The organism is Microcoleus sp. S13_C3, from assembly GCF_036700905.1.
Taxonomy (GTDB): domain Bacteria; phylum Cyanobacteriota; class Cyanobacteriia; order Cyanobacteriales; family Microcoleaceae; genus Microcoleus.
Map to the genome: position 1 here is coordinate 1 of NZ_JAUBPT010000176.1, position 16,032 is coordinate 16,032.

Annotated in this window: 18 protein-coding genes; 5 read left to right on the forward strand and 13 right to left on the reverse strand. The window is 44.6% G+C overall.

The genetic code is table 11. The annotated features are described in order from the left end of the window. The 8 genes from QUA16_RS31060 to QUA16_RS31095 all read right to left on the reverse strand — a co-directional run. Nucleotides 1-196, reverse strand: a 196-nt coding sequence (locus QUA16_RS31060) for a hypothetical protein (protein WP_333108128.1), incomplete at its 3' end; no start/stop codon positions are given. A gap of 17 nt (nucleotides 197-213) precedes the next feature. Next, entirely contained in the window at nucleotides 214-453 is a 240-nt protein-coding gene (locus QUA16_RS31065) for a hypothetical protein (protein ID WP_333108129.1), read from the reverse strand. Between the two features lie 301 nt (nucleotides 454-754). Next, nucleotides 755-1,420, reverse strand: a complete 666-nt coding sequence (locus QUA16_RS31070) for a heme-copper oxidase subunit III (RefSeq protein WP_333108130.1) — start codon at nucleotides 1,418-1,420, stop codon at nucleotides 755-757. 68 nt (nucleotides 1,421-1,488) lie between these two features. After that, complete coding sequence (gene ctaD / locus QUA16_RS31075; protein WP_333108131.1) at nucleotides 1,489-3,150, reverse strand: cytochrome c oxidase subunit I; 1,662 nt, start codon at nucleotides 3,148-3,150, stop codon at nucleotides 1,489-1,491. Nucleotides 3,151-3,157: 7 nt separating this feature from the next. Next, nucleotides 3,158-3,943 carry a cytochrome c oxidase subunit II gene (locus tag QUA16_RS31080; protein WP_333108132.1) on the reverse strand — a complete coding sequence of 262 codons (786 nt, stop codon included), beginning with the start codon at nucleotides 3,941-3,943 and terminating at the stop codon, nucleotides 3,158-3,160. A gap of 43 nt (nucleotides 3,944-3,986) precedes the next feature. Then, a complete protein-coding gene (locus QUA16_RS31085; protein ID WP_333108133.1) occupies nucleotides 3,987-4,592 on the reverse strand; it encodes a DUF2231 domain-containing protein in 606 nt (201 codons plus the stop codon). After that, nucleotides 4,589-5,074: a DUF2231 domain-containing protein gene (locus QUA16_RS31090; protein ID WP_333108134.1), complete on the reverse strand. Its 486-nt coding sequence runs from the start codon at nucleotides 5,072-5,074 to the stop codon at nucleotides 4,589-4,591. Before QUA16_RS31090 ends, QUA16_RS31085 begins: the two co-directional genes overlap by 4 nt. A 155-nt stretch (nucleotides 5,075-5,229) precedes the next feature. Continuing rightward, nucleotides 5,230-6,227 (reverse strand): IS630 family transposase gene (locus QUA16_RS31095; protein WP_333108135.1). Its coding sequence is split into 2 segments (ribosomal slippage): nucleotides 5,230-5,837 and nucleotides 5,837-6,227, totalling 999 coding nucleotides; the frame shifts between segments, so codons are not numbered across the junction. Nucleotides 6,228-6,887: 660 nt separating this feature from the next. Here QUA16_RS31095 and QUA16_RS31100 point away from each other — a divergent pair. The 5 genes from QUA16_RS31100 to QUA16_RS31120 all read left to right on the forward strand — a co-directional run bounded on the left by QUA16_RS31100 (nucleotide 6,888) and on the right by QUA16_RS31120 (nucleotide 13,039). After that, on the forward strand, nucleotides 6,888-7,700 hold the full coding sequence (locus tag QUA16_RS31100; RefSeq protein ID WP_333108136.1) for an SDR family oxidoreductase: 813 nt from the start codon (nucleotides 6,888-6,890) through the stop codon (nucleotides 7,698-7,700). Continuing rightward, nucleotides 7,701-10,457 carry an MGH1-like glycoside hydrolase domain-containing protein gene (locus QUA16_RS31105; protein ID WP_333108137.1) on the forward strand — a complete coding sequence of 919 codons (2,757 nt, stop codon included), beginning with the start codon at nucleotides 7,701-7,703 and terminating at the stop codon, nucleotides 10,455-10,457. A gap of 204 nt (nucleotides 10,458-10,661) precedes the next feature. After that, the gene (locus QUA16_RS31110; RefSeq protein WP_333181609.1) at nucleotides 10,662-11,441 is read left to right on the forward strand and encodes a hypothetical protein; all 780 of its coding nucleotides are present in this window, start codon (nucleotides 10,662-10,664) and stop codon (nucleotides 11,439-11,441) included. Between the two features lie 127 nt (nucleotides 11,442-11,568). After that, complete coding sequence (locus QUA16_RS31115) at nucleotides 11,569-12,069, forward strand: cupin domain-containing protein (protein WP_333108139.1); 501 nt, start codon at nucleotides 11,569-11,571, stop codon at nucleotides 12,067-12,069. Nucleotides 12,070-12,082: 13 nt separating this feature from the next. Beyond that, complete coding sequence (locus QUA16_RS31120) at nucleotides 12,083-13,039, forward strand: VOC family protein (protein WP_333108140.1); 957 nt, start codon at nucleotides 12,083-12,085, stop codon at nucleotides 13,037-13,039. Nucleotides 13,040-13,055: 16 nt separating this feature from the next. Here QUA16_RS31120 and QUA16_RS31125 read toward each other — a convergent pair whose 3' ends face one another. The 5 genes from QUA16_RS31125 to QUA16_RS31140 all read right to left on the reverse strand — a co-directional run bounded on the left by QUA16_RS31125 (nucleotide 13,056) and on the right by QUA16_RS31140 (nucleotide 15,929). Next, entirely contained in the window at nucleotides 13,056-13,526 is a 471-nt protein-coding gene (locus tag QUA16_RS31125) for an SMI1/KNR4 family protein (protein ID WP_333108141.1), read from the reverse strand. Between the two features lie 196 nt (nucleotides 13,527-13,722). Then, nucleotides 13,723-14,046, reverse strand: coding sequence for a deaminase domain-containing protein (locus tag QUA16_RS37070; RefSeq protein ID WP_445305422.1), 324 nt, complete (start codon nucleotides 14,044-14,046; stop codon nucleotides 13,723-13,725). Nucleotides 14,047-14,453: 407 nt separating this feature from the next. Continuing rightward, nucleotides 14,454-14,621, reverse strand: a complete 168-nt coding sequence (locus tag QUA16_RS31130) for a DUF2795 domain-containing protein (protein WP_333108142.1) — start codon at nucleotides 14,619-14,621, stop codon at nucleotides 14,454-14,456. A 138-nt stretch (nucleotides 14,622-14,759) separates the two neighbouring features. Continuing rightward, a complete protein-coding gene (locus tag QUA16_RS31135) occupies nucleotides 14,760-15,224 on the reverse strand; it encodes an HPP family protein (RefSeq protein ID WP_333108143.1) in 465 nt (154 codons plus the stop codon). 246 nt (nucleotides 15,225-15,470) lie between these two features. Further along, the gene (locus QUA16_RS31140; RefSeq protein WP_333108144.1) at nucleotides 15,471-15,929 is read right to left on the reverse strand and encodes a hypothetical protein; all 459 of its coding nucleotides are present in this window, start codon (nucleotides 15,927-15,929) and stop codon (nucleotides 15,471-15,473) included. Between the last annotated feature and the right edge of the window lie 103 nt (nucleotides 15,930-16,032).

Consider the following 16,032-nt stretch of genomic DNA (forward strand, 5'->3'; position numbering starts at 1 on the left):
AGTTGACAGTTGACAGTTGACAGTTGACAGTTGACAGTTGACAGTTGACAGTTGACAGTTGACAGTTGACAGTTGACGGTGAATCGAAAATCGGAGCTGCAACGCAAGTTCTGCTAAGCTGCTGTGCATCTAATTTGACAGTCAACTTTTCTACAATTATTGTGGGACGGGCAGGAGAGCCCGTCTCTGTATTCAATTTAGATGCGTGGCAGCTTATTTAATGAAAAAGAAAGCAATTAATGCCAAGCTGAGAAAGATAGCGAGCAGAATAGCGTGTTCAACTTTCGGGCTAATAATCTTGACAGCCATCACTAAACTAACCGCCAGGAGGACAACGCCAACGTCCACAATGGTTTCTCCGCGTTGGTCAATTAGCGGATCTTTCTGAACAGATTCCGCAGCAAGAAAGTAAATTGCGATGATTCCTGGTAATTTTGGAGTTAGCCAATTCATACAAAAGCTCCTTGAATTTGAGCGAGAAAGGTAAGAATGCCTGGGATTATAGCTGTAACAAATATTTCATAATCTGCTTTTCTTCCTAGTTGCTTTTATTGCTAGTACCGTATCTGCAAACTCATCTCCTTAATATAGCGGTTTTCAAGGAAATGAGGTACGCACCATTCAATTCGTATCAGGAAAAGGAACCACCACTGCCCTATCCCCACGAGCACCTAATTTACCTGATAAAAGCTATATAGCAATATTTAAATACGATTTGGTGACAAATAACCATTCATCTTGAGATTGTAAATTGCTAAGTTCGCCAGAGATATATCAGCGAAAATAGGACAACCCAAATCACGTCAACGAAGTGCCAGAACAGAGTAGTTGCACTAACGCCGAAGTGACTGGAGTTGTAGTTACCCCGAATGAATGAACGAGAAACCATGAGCAACTGCAATAGAATGCCCACAAGAACGTGCAGCCCGTGGAAGCCTGTCAGTAGGTAAAATGTTCCCCCCATCAGCCCTGTAGTCAGCCGAAAATTAAGGTTACTCCACTCGATCGCCTGAGCAACTAAAAAGTAAATTCCCATCCCCGAAGTCAATGCTAAAAGCCAGCGAAATTTAATAATTTTATGGCGTTTGAGGGCATTTTCGGCGGCTTGAATAACGAAGCTACTTGAAAGCAGCACTACTGTATTAAAAATGATAAATTGAGACACTTCCGGCCCTTTGATACCAGGCGGAAACCAGTGGGAATGGGTCAATCGTAAAGCAATATAGGTCAAGAAAAAGCTGAGAAAAACTAGGCTCTCCGACAGTAGGAATACGGTAACGCCGAACATCCCTTTACCATGATGATCGTGAGCCAGCCCGCCACCAATAGGCAAGAACCTTTGCAACCAATTAGGCAGGTACTGTACTAGGCGATCGAAACGCAGCGGGCTTTCGTCTATATGATGTGTAGGATTTGACATGACTCAGATGATTTGGGATTTTGAATTTTAGATTGAATAAAACTCCTCAATTACTCTCCTAGCCAGATCTATTCTTGAGTAACGGCAGCCTCTGGTATCGCTTTAGAGTTGTAATGATAAGGTGGCTCATTGACAACAGGAATTTCCTCAAAGTTCTCTCTCGGTGGTGGTGAAGAGGTCTTCCACTCTAGCCCTGTAGCGTGCCAGGGATTGGCTGATACTTTTTTACCTAATAGCAAAGAACCGACCATATTGGCAATAAAAGGTAGCGTAGACATCCCCAACAAAAACCCTCCCAAACTAGCAATAATATTCCATCCTTGGAATTGCGGATCGTAAGATGAGACTCGGCGCACCATACCCTGTAAACCTAGTGGGTGCATGGGAAAAAAGGTAAGGTTAGCACCGATAAAAGTTAAAAAGAAATGCACTTTCCCCCAGCCTTCTGCGTACATTCGTCCAGTTATTTTTGGGAACCAGAAATAAATCGCCGCAAAGATTGCCATTGTGATTGTATTGTGGACGACGTAGTGGAAGTGGCCTACTACAAAGTAGGTGTTGTTAACGTGAATATCAAACGGCACTGAACTAAGCATGATTCCAGTAATTCCACCGAAAACAAACATGACTACACCTCCCAAGGCAAATAACATGGGGGTTAAAAGGTGCAATCTGCCGTTCCAAACGGTGGCAGTCCAAGCAAATACTTTGACACCAGTTGGTACGCCAACCAACATTGAGGAAACCATAAATAGCATCCGCATCCAATTAGGTGTGGCGCTGGCAAACAGATGGTGTACCCAAACGAAGATGCTGACTAAACCAATACCGAAGGAGGCGATCGCTACCGATCGATAGCCAAACAAAGGATTGCGAGAAAAGGCGGGGAGAATTTCCGAAAAGATGCCGAAAGCAGGCAGCGCCATGACGTAAACTGCCGGATGGGAGTAGAACCAAAATAAGTGCTGATAGATGATTGGGTCGCCATTCTCCAGGGGTTTGAAGAAATTTGTCCCAAAAGTGAGGTCAAAAAATAACAGTACGATCGCGCCCGTCAGGGAAGGTAAACAAATTAGTTGCAGCAACTGGGCACTTAGAACTGTCCAAACGAAAATCGGCATCCGAAAAAACGTCATCCCCGGTGCCCGCATCCAAACAATTGTGGTAATAAAGTTGACTCCCCCCATAATCGATGAGATACCCAGCAGCATTACACTTAGTATCCAAATTGATTCGCCATTAATAGGATAACCAGTTGGGTTTTGGAGGCTAATTGGTGGGTAAGACCACCAGCCAGCTTGGGGAGGCCCACCTTGTACTAAAAAGCTCGATAGTAGCAGGATACCTGCTGGGGGAATTATCCAAAAGGCGATCGCATTCAGAACTGGAAACGCCATGTCTTTTGCCCCAATCATCAACGGCACTAAGTAGTTGGCAAGACCAGCATTGAATGGGATAATCCACAGGAAAATCATCACCGTACCGTGCAAGGTGAATAAGCCATTATATAAAGAGCGATCGACCAAATCTGATTCGGGGGTAAGCAGTTCGCCACGAATAATCATCGCCAACAGCCCACCAATCAAAAAGAAAATGAAGGTCGTCACCATGTACTGAACACCGATAACTTTATGGTCGGTGCTAAAACTGAAATACTCCCGCCAATTGGTATCAGGTTTGCTGTTGCGATATTCGGAGTCGTCAGTAATTGGGATTGAGTTATTTGTCATATATTTTTTATTTATCGGTAGCAGCTTGAGAAAGCCATTGACTATAAGTTTCACTTGAATCAACATATACATCGGCCACCATCAAAGCAAAGTCGGTGCCGCTGAATTGGGAATCGCGCAGGTGATATTTGCCGATTTTGGTGGGTGTTAACACCAGGCTAATGTTGCGGTTGGGGATGATATCTTGCTTTAACCGGAATTCAGGGACATAAAAGCCGTGGATCGCGTCTTCAGAATGCAAATTTAAACGGGTACGTTCATTTACTCTCAGATGTAATTCGTTACTAATAGCATTATTTGGATAGCGGAAAGACCAAACCCATTGTTTAGCCAAAACCTCAATGTTTTCAGTAACAGGTTGAGTCGTGTTTGTGACCGTTGCGGCGGCAGCGGGTTCTTCCAATATGTGAAGATGCACGATCGGTTGTAGCCCCTCAATATCTAGTTGTTGATAAATGCTGAAACTTTGAGCCGCAAGCCATAACACTAGCACAGTTGGGGCGGCAGTCCAGAGGATTTCCAGCCTCACATCGCTTCTGGCAGGATGACCGTGGCTCCAATCTCCTTTGGGCGCGCGACCGGTGAGAATTGAGTATCCGATCGTACCTGCAATCGCGAGAAAGATGAACGTTCCCACCGAGGTTAAGAAGCTAAATATGCGATCGACTCGTTCCGCTTCGGCGGTTGCCTGAATCGGCATCCAAGAGTAGGCTTGGTCTCCAATCCAGCGGGCTATTACCAGAATTACCGCGATAAAAACCATCAATAACAGCGCGTCGAAAATTCTCCTCATCGCATCCTCTGTAAAATCAATTCTCCTAGTATCTTTGTTGGCATCATTTGAGTAGCAAATTGGGATTTTTACCTTGTCGGATTAAGCCTGCCGCCGTATTATGTATCCCGAACTCATCTCCCATTTGCGCCCCTAATGTCCCGTGAATAAATAACAGTCCCAACATGGCAATACCTACCAACAAGTAGCTCCATTGCACTTGGATCTGGGCATCTTTGCGCCAGCGGTAGCGTTGCAATCCCCTCCACACGGTCATGGCAACGATCGCTGCTAATAGTAAAATCCCACCGATACCATGCAACAGCATCGTTGTACCAGCCCCCAAACCCCAAGCACTATTCATATTTGTGGGTGGGTTTGCCAGCATCATCTCAAAAAAGCCCGCCGCGACAGTAAAAAACGTGATAACAGCACTAGCTAAAAGATTGTACCAACCAACATCAAAAAAGCTGGAACGAATAGCAGTCATAGCCAAAAATTTGAGGATTGGTTTTTCAAACCGGAATAGCGTTCCTGCGATATCAAAAATTATGGCAATAATGAATAAACCCAAAGTGAAATGCACTAGCTGCGGATGAATAGGAACCTGGTAGGGTAATCCGTTAGCACCTAGTTTGAACCACAACCGATCGATAAGTTGCGAGTTCATTGTAAGACTCCATTTTTTGTTGCTTCAACTACTGGCTCTACGTGCAGGCCGTATACCCACACTAACTGACTCCCTAAATATTGTTGAAAGAAGACTAAAGAAATTAAAAATGTTGCAACACCTAGATAAGCAACAGGTATCTTTTGTGGAGTGCGGGCGCGAATCGCGAATCGCCATGCGGTAATCGCGACAATAATTGCCGAAAGCGACCAGCCAGTAATTGTATGCAAGTTCAGTGTCGGCTTGACAGCTTCGTAAGGTTGGGCTAAACCAGCTTCAAACTGACCAAAGATGACGGCGAGGAAAACACTGACTGAAGCAACAAACATATTCCAGAAACTCACCTCTAACAAACGATGATTGCGGGTAAAATAGCCTACCACGTCGCAGAAGAAGGCAAAAAACACCATCGCGATCGCGAAATGGACGATGATGGGATGGAGCGGATCTGGGTAAGGTAGATTCGCGTTATTGAGAGGCATAGGCTATCGCTTTCTCCTGTTTTACTGGACTTGTTCCCGGAGGCGAGCTGACAGAGATTTCTCTAAATACAGAGTGAGACTAATTCTAAACAAACATATCTATCTAAAGATTGATCTAAGCCTAAAAAATAACTATTGCTTCTAAAACTAAGTAGTTAAGCAAAATTAATTACATAATTATCTCCAAATTCTTTAAGAATTCTTTCTACAGATGAAACAAGAGATTGCCAGCTAGAGTAGGCATCTATTTCGAGCCATTGATATTTGATAAACCGCCACAAAATCTCAATTAAATTCAATTCAGGTGAATAAGTAGGCAATTCAAATATAGTTAAACCGCGTTCTTTCCATTCTTCAATTTTCTCGAAAATGGCATTGCTAGTATGAATAGAAGCTTGATCTACTACAATAACTGTTGGCCGCTCCACCACAGCAAAAAAAGTATCTATGCAGGCTATAATTACATCAGAATTAATAGTCTGCTCTGAAACATAAGCATGAAGAGTGTTTTGCCGATTCATGATTCCCAAGACATTTAAACGCTTAGTTCTACGACTATCAATTGACAAATATTCACCAATATCTTGCCATCCATAAGGGACACAAGGGATGCCACAAAATCCGGATTCATCCAAATAGTATAAATCAATTTTACCCTCATCTTCTAATTGTTTTAATTCTGACAACTTTTCTTTTTTTTCCTTGTATTCTATGGGGTCTGGCTTGCCGCCAACACCTCGACGCATCCTATGCCAACTCATCCTTTTTTTTTAATTATTCTCTTAATTGTTTCCGTACTTATATTAACAGACCATTCTTTTTTGATTTTTTGTACTACTTGCTTTAATTGTTTTGGTTGCAATTTTACCCAGTCTCTAATTTGATCTGATTGTGCGGAATTAAATGTTTCTTTTCTGCCTCTACCTGGTTTATTATATAATCCGAGCATTCCCTCATATTCCCATCGATTCAACCAGTTATACATGGTCTTATAACTAACTTTAAAGATTTTCATTAAATTTTCATTTTTGATATTTTGTGAAACTAAAATCAGAAAGTGTGCTCTTTGGCGCACTTGATGATGTCTGCTTTCGCGATAAATTCGGTTTAGCAATTTCAAGGAAAGTGGATTGATATCTCGAAGTAAAAACATATAAAACCTCTTTGAACACAACTTGATATTTTTATTATAGCATATTAGTTGTTTGTGTAATTAATTGTGTTGGGCTACTTATTCGGTTTTCCCTTCTCTCAACTTTTAAGGCTATCGCTTGTCATATTTTTGACACACTCATGACAAACTAATGACAGAAAACGTACTTTTTATCACAAAAAGCATTGTTTGAAAATTAAAATAATATGTAATTTTTTTGATAAAATAATCATGAAATTCTATTGTCGGCTCAGAAATAGACCCTAATTACCCCATTAGATAGAGGTAGTTACTTCTATAAATCCCTAAAGTTAGCGCAGAAACCAAGAGATAAATCTTTAAGTAGTTACATTAAGTAGGGTGGGGGATCGCCGACAACCAGATTAGCTATGAGTTACAAATTTTTGGCTGCGATCGCCCACCTTACGTTTAATTATGTCCATCTACTTAGGAATGAGAATTAAATAACTTGCATTTTTTGTAGGTTGGGTTGAGGCACGAAACCCAACAATCAAGCGTGGGGTTGGGCGGAGTGAAACGGAGGGTTCGTGCCACGGGCCCAACCTACAGAAGTTATTTAATCCACGATCCTTAACTGGTTCTTAATCGTATTGATTAGGTACAAATTTACTTGACTAGGAAACAAGACGAGGAAAAAATATGAGCTATTCCCCTAATCTTCTCAAAGGCCAAAAAGCACTCGTAACGGGTGCTAGTTCTGGTATTGGTGAAGGAGTCGCCCGTGCTTTGGCTGCATCGGGTGCTTCTGTTGTAGTCAACTACCATTCTGAACAAGAAGCAGCAGAGAAGATTGTTAGCGAGATTAAATCGATCGGTGGGGAAGCGATCGCCATTGGTGCAAATGTCGCCAAGGAAGAGGAAGTTTTGGCGATGTTTGACCAAATGTACCAGCACTTTGGCACGATCGACATTTTGGTAAACAATGCCGGATTGCAGAAAGATTCAGCCTTTGTAGATATGACTCTCGACCATTGGAATTTGGTGATTGGCATCAACCTAACCGGACAATTTCTCTGTGCTCGTGAAGCGGCAAAAGAGTTTCTCAAGCGAGGCGTGAAGCCAGATATCTCCAGTGCCGCCGGCAAAATCATTTGTATGAGTTCGGTACACGAGGTGATTCCTTGGGCGGGTCACGTCAACTACGCTACGAGTAAGGGTGGCATCCACATGATGATGCAGAGTATTGCCCAGGAACTCGCACCCCACAGAATTAGGGTCAATAGCATTGCACCCGGTGCGATTAAAACTCCTATCAATAAATCAGCCTGGGACACGCCAGAATCTGAGGCAAAATTACTAAAACTCATTCCCGCCAAACGAGTCGGAGATGTAACAGACATCGCCAAAGCTGCTGTTTGGCTTGCCTCGGATGACTCAGATTATGTGAATGGTGCAACTCTATTTGTAGACGGCGGCATGACTCTGTATCCAGGGTTCGCCACAGGAGGGTAGATGAACGCAGAACAGCAACGCTTAGAGGAAAATCGCGAACCGGATGAACCTTGGTATCGTTGGGGTTCCTACCTGAGCGATCGCCAATGGGGTACAGTGCGAGAAGACTATTCACCTGACGGTTCAGCTTGGGACTACTTTCCTCACGATCATGCGCGATCGCGCGTTTACCGTTGGGGTGAAGATGGACTGGGTGGATGGTGCGATCGCCACAGTCAACTCTGCTTTAGTCTAGCACTGTGGAATGGCCGCGATCCAATTTTAAAAGAACGCCTGTTTGGGCTGACTAACGAACAAGGTAATCACGGTGAGGATGTCAAAGAATATTACTTCAACCTAGACAACACGCCTACCCATTCCTATATGCGCTGGTTGTACAAATATCCGCAACTGGAATTTCCCTACACTCAGCTTGTAGAGGAGAACGCTCATCGCCACAAGGATCAACCAGAATTTGAACTACTGGATACGGGCGTGTTTGACGATAATCGCTACTTTGATGTGGTTGCCGAATACGCCAAAGCCTCTACAGACGATATTTGCATTCGTATCAGCATCACGAATCGGGGGGCGGAAACTGCCACAATTGACGTTCTACCTACCCTTTGGTTTCGCAATACCTGGATCTGGACAGGTGATAAACCGCAGTCACACCTAACAAAAATTGCTGATGGTGTAATTAAGGCGAACAGTGAGAAATATGGGGATTATTGGTTATTTTGTGAGGGAAATCATCGGCTTTTATTTACAGAAAATGAAACTAACACGCAACGCCTCTACGGAGTCGCTAATGCCTCGCCTTATGTGAAAGACGCTTTTCACGAGTACGTGATTCACAACAACAAGGCGATGAATCTGAGAGATTGCACCATTCTCAAGAACGGGCAAGATGCCCGTTCCACAGGAGATCGAGTTTCTTGTGGGGTGGGCATCTTGCCCGCCCCTGAAAGCCCTATTGAGAATGGTACAAGCTCTCAGGTGAATCCCAATCAAGTTGGTACAAAAGCAGCGGCTTGGTATCAATTGGAAATTGGGGCGGGACAGACCAGTGTAATTCAATTGCGCTTCACCAACCAATATACTGACACGCCCTTTAATGCAGCATTTGCTGATACCTTCCGCCAGCGTCAAACAGAGGCAGACGAGTTTTACGAAACGCTCACCCCTGGTTTAGATGAGGATTGCCGCAACGTCCAACGACAAGCGTTTGCCGGACTACTGTGGAGCAAACAGTTTTATCAATATGATGTCCGTACTTGGCTGCATGGAGATTCAGCAGAACCTACCCCGCCCAGTCAACGCCTCACTGGGCGCAATTCAGAGTGGTGGACTCTCTACACTGAGGAAGTTATTTCCATGCCCGATAAGTGGGAGTATCCTTGGTTTGCGGCCTGGGATTTGGCGTTCCACTGCATTGCTTTGGCATTAATAGATGGAAACTTTGCCAAGCAGCAATTACTATTACTAACCAGCGATCGCAGCATGAACCCCAACGGTCAATTACCCGCTTACGAGTGGGCGTTTGGCGATGTCAATCCCCCCGTACAAGCATGGGCGGCGTGGCGCATCTACAAAATAGAGGAGAAACGAGTTGGAACGGGCGATCGCAAATTCTTGGAACGAATGTTTCACCGCTTGATGCTCTACTTTACCTGGTGGGTGAACCGCAAAGACCTACGAGGACAAAACTTGTTTCAAGGAGGATTTCTCGGATTAGATAACATTGGGCTATTTGACCGCAGCAAGCCATTACCAACGGGGGGTTACTTAGAACAGGCAGACGGCACGGCATGGATGGGTATGTTCTCACTAAATATGCTGGCGATCGCGCTGGAATTGTCCCGTGAGGACGAAACATACAGCGATATGACGTTGAAGTTTTTTGAACACTTCCTCTACATTGCTAAGGCCATTAATAATGTAGGGTCTGAAAAAATTGTCCTTTGGGACGACGAAGACGGCTTTTACTACGATGCCTTGCACTTACCCAATGGAGAGGACGTGCGAATCAAAGTACGGTCAATGGTGGGGCTGATACCGCTATTTGCCGTCGATACTCTGGAGCCAGATTTATTAGAAATTGTGCCGGGGTTAAAAGAGCAAATTGAGTGGTTTCTCAGCAACCGTCCCGAACTGGCAAAAAACATTGCTTGTATGACCGTTGAGGGAGAAGGCGCTCGCCGCCTGCTTGCCATTACTAGCCCCGAAGCGCTGCGTCGTATCCTGCGACGATTGTTGGATGAGGATGAATTTCTCTCACCCTATGGTATCCGCTCGGTTTCCCGCTATCACCAAGAGCATCCCTTTATCTTCGATTGGGATAGCACTCGCTATCAGGTAGACTATGAGCCTGCTGAATCTACTTCTAACCAATTTGGTGGTAATTCTAACTGGCGTGGCCCTGTCTGGTTTCCAGTTAACTTTCTACTCATTGAATCTTTGCAAAAGTTCTATCATTACTTAGGCGATGACTTTAAAGTAGAGTGTCCAACAGGTTCAGAAATAATGCTCAATCTCTGGGAGGTGGCAGTTTACTTGGAGAAACGGTCGATCGCTATTTTCTTGCAGAATCAAGATGGGCAGCGTCCGGTTTACGGTGGTATTGCAAAATTTCAGCAAGACCCCCATTGGCGCGATTTGATTCTCTTTTATGAATACTTTCATGGTGACAACGGGGCTGGACTGGGTGCAAGTCACCAAACCGGATGGACAGCACTAATTGCCAAGTTGATTCAGCAGGTAAACGATAAACCTTGATTGCCGACTCCTAATACCAATTCTTGAAACTATGACTACAAATCTCTACCCCCCGGCGGCGCCGTCCCCCCTTGCCAAGGCTACCGTGTACACACAAGTCAAAGTAAACTAGAAAAAGGCTTCACAGAGGTATAAGTTGCTGTATCATTGGGTCACGCAAAGTGCTGTATATTGAGTAAAGCCGCAACTAAAATCCACCCAGATATGAAGCCAAATCCAAACAGTACAGAACAATCTGCACAGCATGGCAGGATCAAAAAGCTGCCAGAAATTACGATCTTTTTCTGGATGATCAAGTTGCTGACTACGGGAATGGGCGAAACAACTTCAGATTACCTAGCCCATCAGATGAACCCAATTTTTGCGGTCGCTCTGGGGGGAACTGGATTAGTGATTGCTTTAGTAATACAGTTTTCAGTACGGAAATATATTCCCTGGGTCTATTGGTTAGCTATTATTATGGTCGCTATATTCGGAACAATGGCTGCTGATGCTATCCATGTTGTATTAGGTGTTTCATATCTCCTATCGACTGTAGGATTTTCCATCGTACTTAGTATTATTTTTGCAGTTTGGTATATGAGCGAGAAGACTTTATCGATTAATCATATTTACACACTTCGCCGCGAGTTATTTTACTGGGCAACCGTTATGGCTACATTTGCGCTTGGCACAGCCGCAGGTGATATGACAGCATCAACTTGGGGTTTGGGGTACTTCACATCAGGTGTATTGTTTGCCTTGTTATTTGCTCTACCAGCGTTCGTATACTGGCGCTCAGGGCTTAATGAGGTCGGGGCTTTTTGGCTCGCATATATCTTGACTAGACCATTGGGCGCTTCCTTCGCAGATTGGATCGGTAAATCTCAGGATATAGGTGGAGTAGGCTTTGGTACAGGGCGGATCAGCATTGTCTTAGGTATTCTGATTGTTGGTTTTGTTGCTTATCTCACATACTCGAGCAAAGACAGTTATAACAATTAATAAATAACTACTAACTTTAGTTGTCCGTGAGCATATTTTGGCGCACCTTAGCAGGGATGGCATGATGCTATAATACATCATAAATAATGTTTTTTGTTAATGCGTAAGTTCTAGGAAATTGATTTTTATGACTCATCCTTCATCCCACGAACCAACTGAATCGCGATCGAGCGATCGCGAAAATCCAACACCCCCGACGATTGACTATTGGCACGTCTGGACTGACGAAGACGGCATCAGCCACCAGTCCCGTTGCCAAATTCAAGACTTTACTCTCAAGAGTATTTCACCACCTGCCTCTCCTCAGTGGCTCGAGCAAATGCAGCAAGGCGGTGCTACGGTCGTTTTTACGGTGCAACCTGTTGGCTGGATTGGCACTTGGCATGAAAATCCAAAACCCCAGTGGATTATTCCGCTATCGGGACGCTGGTTTGTAGAGACGATGGACGGACAACGAGTAGAGATGGGTGTTGGTGAAATTTCGTTTGGAGAAGACCAGAATACGAAAGCGAACGCGCAGGGACAGAAGGGACATCTTTCTGGCACCGTCGGCGATGTGCCCGCAGTTCTGATGATTGTGCAACTTGAAGAAACGCCTACTATCGGGCAGGCTTGCCGCTTTCGATAAGCTCAAAATTTTTATGTTGAATCCGATTCAAATACAACGAATTCGTGCTATTGGGTTAACCGTGAGTGATGCCGATCGCTCTCAGGATTTCTATACGCAAGCACTAGGGTTTGAACCAGTTTCAGACATCACGGTTGAAACAGAGGATTACAGCGACTTACTAGGCGTGGCTGAGGCCACAATTCGCATTGTCACCTTGCAGCTTGGAGATGAACTCATTGAGCTGATGCAGTACCTCAATATTGAGGGAAAACCGATTCCCAAGGATTCGCAAAGTAATGATTTGTGGTTTCAACATTTGGCGATCGCAGTTAGTGATATGGATCGGGCTTATGCTCATTTGCGATCGTTTCCAATTGAACCGATTTCAGTTGAACCGCAGACGATACCGCCTGAGAATAAAGCATCTGCTGGTGTACGAGCCTTCAAGTTCAAAGACTGCGATCGCCACCCTTTAGAGTTAATTTGGTTTCCTCCTGATAAAGGGCAAGACAAGTGGCATCAAAAGAGCGATCGCTTGTTTCTAGGAATCGACCATAGTGCGATCGCGATTAGCAACACCGAGCACAGTCTAAAATTTTACCGCGACTTGCTGGGAATGCAGGTTGAGGGTGGCAGTTTCAACCAAGGTGAAACCCAAGCTCGACTCGATCATTTACCAGAAGAAGTTGAAGTCCAAATTACAGCTCTGCGACCTACTCAAGGCGGTTTAGGTATTGAACTGCTAGACTATCTTGTGCCTATAAATAGTCGTCCCATGCCGAGTGACTGGAAAAGTTGCGATATTGCACATATGCAAGTCGAGCTAGTTGTCAACGACATGGAGCAAGCTGCGGAGATGTTGCGGCAGAATGGGGTTGAGTTTGTGTCGTCGCGGGTTGTGGAGTTTACAGATAGCTGCTGTCCTTATCGTCAAGGTTGTTTAGTCAAAGATCCTGACGGACATGGTATGTTGGCGATCGCGGAATAACTGTTAAACATAATTCCTAACTAGCAAAAGCCGTCAAATACTTGGCTTGCAGTTCAATCTCTGTCGCCATAAATTCACTGAGTTTATTATGACTTCTAGTGAAAGAGGTTTGGTTTGTCCCTTCACAGTAGAAGTAAGTTGGTGGATCATCTCCTTCAGAAAGTCTAAAAAAGCTAAATTGATAACCCTGGTGCATAAAGAAAACAAACGCATCTTCTGGCAGAGTATTGGGAAATTGATTTTCTTCTAAGAGTTCGATAGCCCACTCTTTTAAATAAGGTAGGTGTTTTAAAAAACAGTCCGACCCCTGCAAGACTCGACCTGCATTCTTCCCCATCCAGAGGAGAAACTCTTTATAGGCTTCCGGCAGCGAGAACCCCAACTTCTTCTCAATCTCAGTAATTTCAGGGTAAGTACAGCCCACTACTTCATGCGGACTCACCAATTTGAGTTCTTTAAACCTTTCTTTGACTTGATCTAGATACATGGCTATTCACTCTTTTCAAAACGTATTTGTAAAGTACATAGCGATTAAAAATCGCGGCTACAAAGCTAAAGTCCGCCTACGCCGACTCCCGGAAAATCAAGGATTTTGAAACCCGCCTAGGCGGGTTTCGTTTGTATATCCCTGGATAACTATTGCTGGGGCATTAGAAAGCCAGCTCGATCAGAACCCTCTAAGTCTACCCTCCATAATTCACCCTCAACATAATGTTTGGGAACAGGCGACGAAACTGATCGATTACAGAACTACAGGAAGCACAAGGCGGACGCTCTGTATATAAATTAACCGTTCCTTCAATATTTGGCATCTGCCCATATCGAGAGGCTAGCTCCTCAAGAAGCTTATATTCACTGTCATAGGCTCGCGAATGCCCCTCTGGAACATCAAAGGTTTGAAAAAAGGGCTGCGTAGGTACCTCAACCGTTCCTACAGGACTCTTTTTCCCGCTAATCCCTCTTAGTTCGCCAGAGTCATTCCCTATTTGGAAGACTGCAAGAGCGATGTTTTTTCTCCTTGAGACATTATACTATTGGCGAATTATATTAGCAGAATCCGTGAAATTAAAATCTTCCATAAAAAGTGATTATTTTACATTAAAAATTAATAACTCTATTAATATTAGTAATTATACTGATTTAGAGCAAAGGCATTTGTTTTCCTTTTAGCGCTACGCTCTTAGGCTTCACACCCCCCTAACGGTTTCGGGATTACCGCCTTGTCTATCCAAGGTGTTTATTAAGTACATTATAATCTAAAACTCCATATCGGTGTAAAAAATCGGTGTAAAAAAAACGTATCCGCTCAATAATCCGGGGTAAATCGCTCAACGATGCACCTCAAATGACGCAAAATCGTTCCAGAGTGGGTAGTCCGCCCCGAATTATTGAGCGGATACAAAAAAACTTTTCCTCAGCGTTTGCTAGGACTAGATACTGGTTGTACTCTCTCATTTAGAGATGCTTGCAAACGATCGATCGCACCTTGCTGCTTGGCGTGTTCAACCAAGTCTTGCTTGCTAGTGGGATAATCAACAGCTTTCAGGAATTTTTGTACCTGCACTGGAGTCACTACAGCCATTTTTTTCTCCTACAAATCTGTTGTAATTCACTGTCTTAAAAGTACGGTCTATCTGCCTGTTGCTTCCTCTACTAGGAAGTACAAGCTATTACTAAATCACTGTGTAACCAGGCCTACAAAACCTTTTTTCTACACGGATTAATCAGAGTGCGACGATATTTTCCCAAGTCGAATACGTCGAAGTCCCTCGCCAACTGTTGCCACAATCAAAACACCAACAATAACGGTTAGAGTATCGTGTACTGTTGGTTTGAAGCCACCAAGAGCAACAAGGAGCGTGGTCGCAGCCGCAGGCGGATGAGAAGCACGTAAGAGTAATCCTCCCAGCATATTCAAGGCGATCGCAATCACAGCCGCCCACACCCGAACAGGAGTTAGCTCCTTAGTCGAGAGAACGGCAGGAGCATCCCCAGCACCCAGAAGCGTCACGGCAAGCAAGCCTGCACCCAGTCCGAGCAAATGCCCGACAACTGTGTTGTAGAATCGTGCCGAGGGCTGATCGGGAGTTTCAACTTGTAAGAAAGCCGTCGGGCCAAGGCTAGGGAAAAGCCACGGTTGACCTGCTAAAAGTCCAATCAAACTGACATCTTGCAGCAATATCAATAAGAGGATTTTTCGTGGGGTCGGGCGGGTTTATAGAACCTATTTGCAAGCTTTAAGGCTGTTGGCGAACCCGCCCCTACGGCTAATTGAAAATGGTGCAAGATATCAGATCAAACCCACTACCAAAATCAATCCACCTGCGCCAAGGGGTGCCCAAACCTTGTCAGGCACCGAGGCAGGCCACCGACGCTTCTGTTGGGAACTACTCTGGTTCTCCTGCTGAGTTTGACTCATAATTTTTTACGACTAAGCTGCAACAACAAGCGCTTGTGGTGCCGCCTGCTTGATTCGGGTCAGTAACCAGAGAATCTGTCGTTCGGTCTGTCGATCGAACTGCTCGCAGATTTTTTCCATATCTAGATCGCGTAACGCTCTGGCGGCTTGTAAGAGAATGATGTAGCAAAGATGAATTTCATTGGCTAACAACCAAAGATCGTGCAGGTCGCGCACCAAAGCCAGACTGCCCGATCGCGGCTCTTCAAACAAAGACTGTTTTAGGCGATCGGGTTCATCGCTTTTCTCTTCAGAATAGCGATCGACTAGGGGCTTGATGTCCTCGACATGTTCCTCAGACCAAGATGCCAGGAGCTTACACATGTTGTAAACATCCGGTTCATCGCCGTGGTGGTCGGCAATCGTTTTAAACGCATCAGCCAGATCCTGTTCCCTACGGTGGAGGATTCCTAGATAGTTGCCTACGTGCATCGCTCATACCTCCTGAACATTAAGTATCTGCTACACAAATACTAGACAAGTCTCGACATTTGCTTCTTACTTCATCGGGAGCATGGGAGCGGTTATCCCTCAG

Bases quoted from the DNA above. Each gene is read 5' to 3' on its own strand.
- QUA16_RS31065 (WP_333108129.1), bottom strand. From the start codon at position 453: ATGAATTGGCTAACTCCAAAATTACCAGGAATCATCGCAATTTACTTT.
- QUA16_RS31070 (WP_333108130.1), bottom strand. From the start codon at position 1,420: ATGTCAAATCCTACACATCATATAGACGAAAGCCCGCTGCGTTTCGAT.
- ctaD (WP_333108131.1), bottom strand. From the start codon at position 3,150: ATGACAAATAACTCAATCCCAATTACTGACGACTCCGAATATCGCAAC.
- QUA16_RS31080 (WP_333108132.1), bottom strand. From the start codon at position 3,943: ATGAGGAGAATTTTCGACGCGCTGTTATTGATGGTTTTTATCGCGGTA.
- QUA16_RS31085 (WP_333108133.1), bottom strand. From the start codon at position 4,592: ATGAACTCGCAACTTATCGATCGGTTGTGGTTCAAACTAGGTGCTAAC.
- QUA16_RS31090 (WP_333108134.1), bottom strand. From the start codon at position 5,074: ATGCCTCTCAATAACGCGAATCTACCTTACCCAGATCCGCTCCATCCC.
- QUA16_RS31100 (WP_333108136.1), top strand. From the start codon at position 6,888: ATGAGCTATTCCCCTAATCTTCTCAAAGGCCAAAAAGCACTCGTAACG.
- QUA16_RS31105 (WP_333108137.1), top strand. From the start codon at position 7,701: ATGAACGCAGAACAGCAACGCTTAGAGGAAAATCGCGAACCGGATGAA.
- QUA16_RS31110 (WP_333181609.1), top strand. From the start codon at position 10,662: ATGAAGCCAAATCCAAACAGTACAGAACAATCTGCACAGCATGGCAGG.
- QUA16_RS31115 (WP_333108139.1), top strand. From the start codon at position 11,569: ATGACTCATCCTTCATCCCACGAACCAACTGAATCGCGATCGAGCGAT.
- QUA16_RS31120 (WP_333108140.1), top strand. From the start codon at position 12,083: ATGTTGAATCCGATTCAAATACAACGAATTCGTGCTATTGGGTTAACC.
- QUA16_RS31125 (WP_333108141.1), bottom strand. From the start codon at position 13,526: ATGTATCTAGATCAAGTCAAAGAAAGGTTTAAAGAACTCAAATTGGTG.
- QUA16_RS31130 (WP_333108142.1), bottom strand. From the start codon at position 14,621: ATGGCTGTAGTGACTCCAGTGCAGGTACAAAAATTCCTGAAAGCTGTT.
- QUA16_RS31140 (WP_333108144.1), bottom strand. From the start codon at position 15,929: ATGCACGTAGGCAACTATCTAGGAATCCTCCACCGTAGGGAACAGGAT.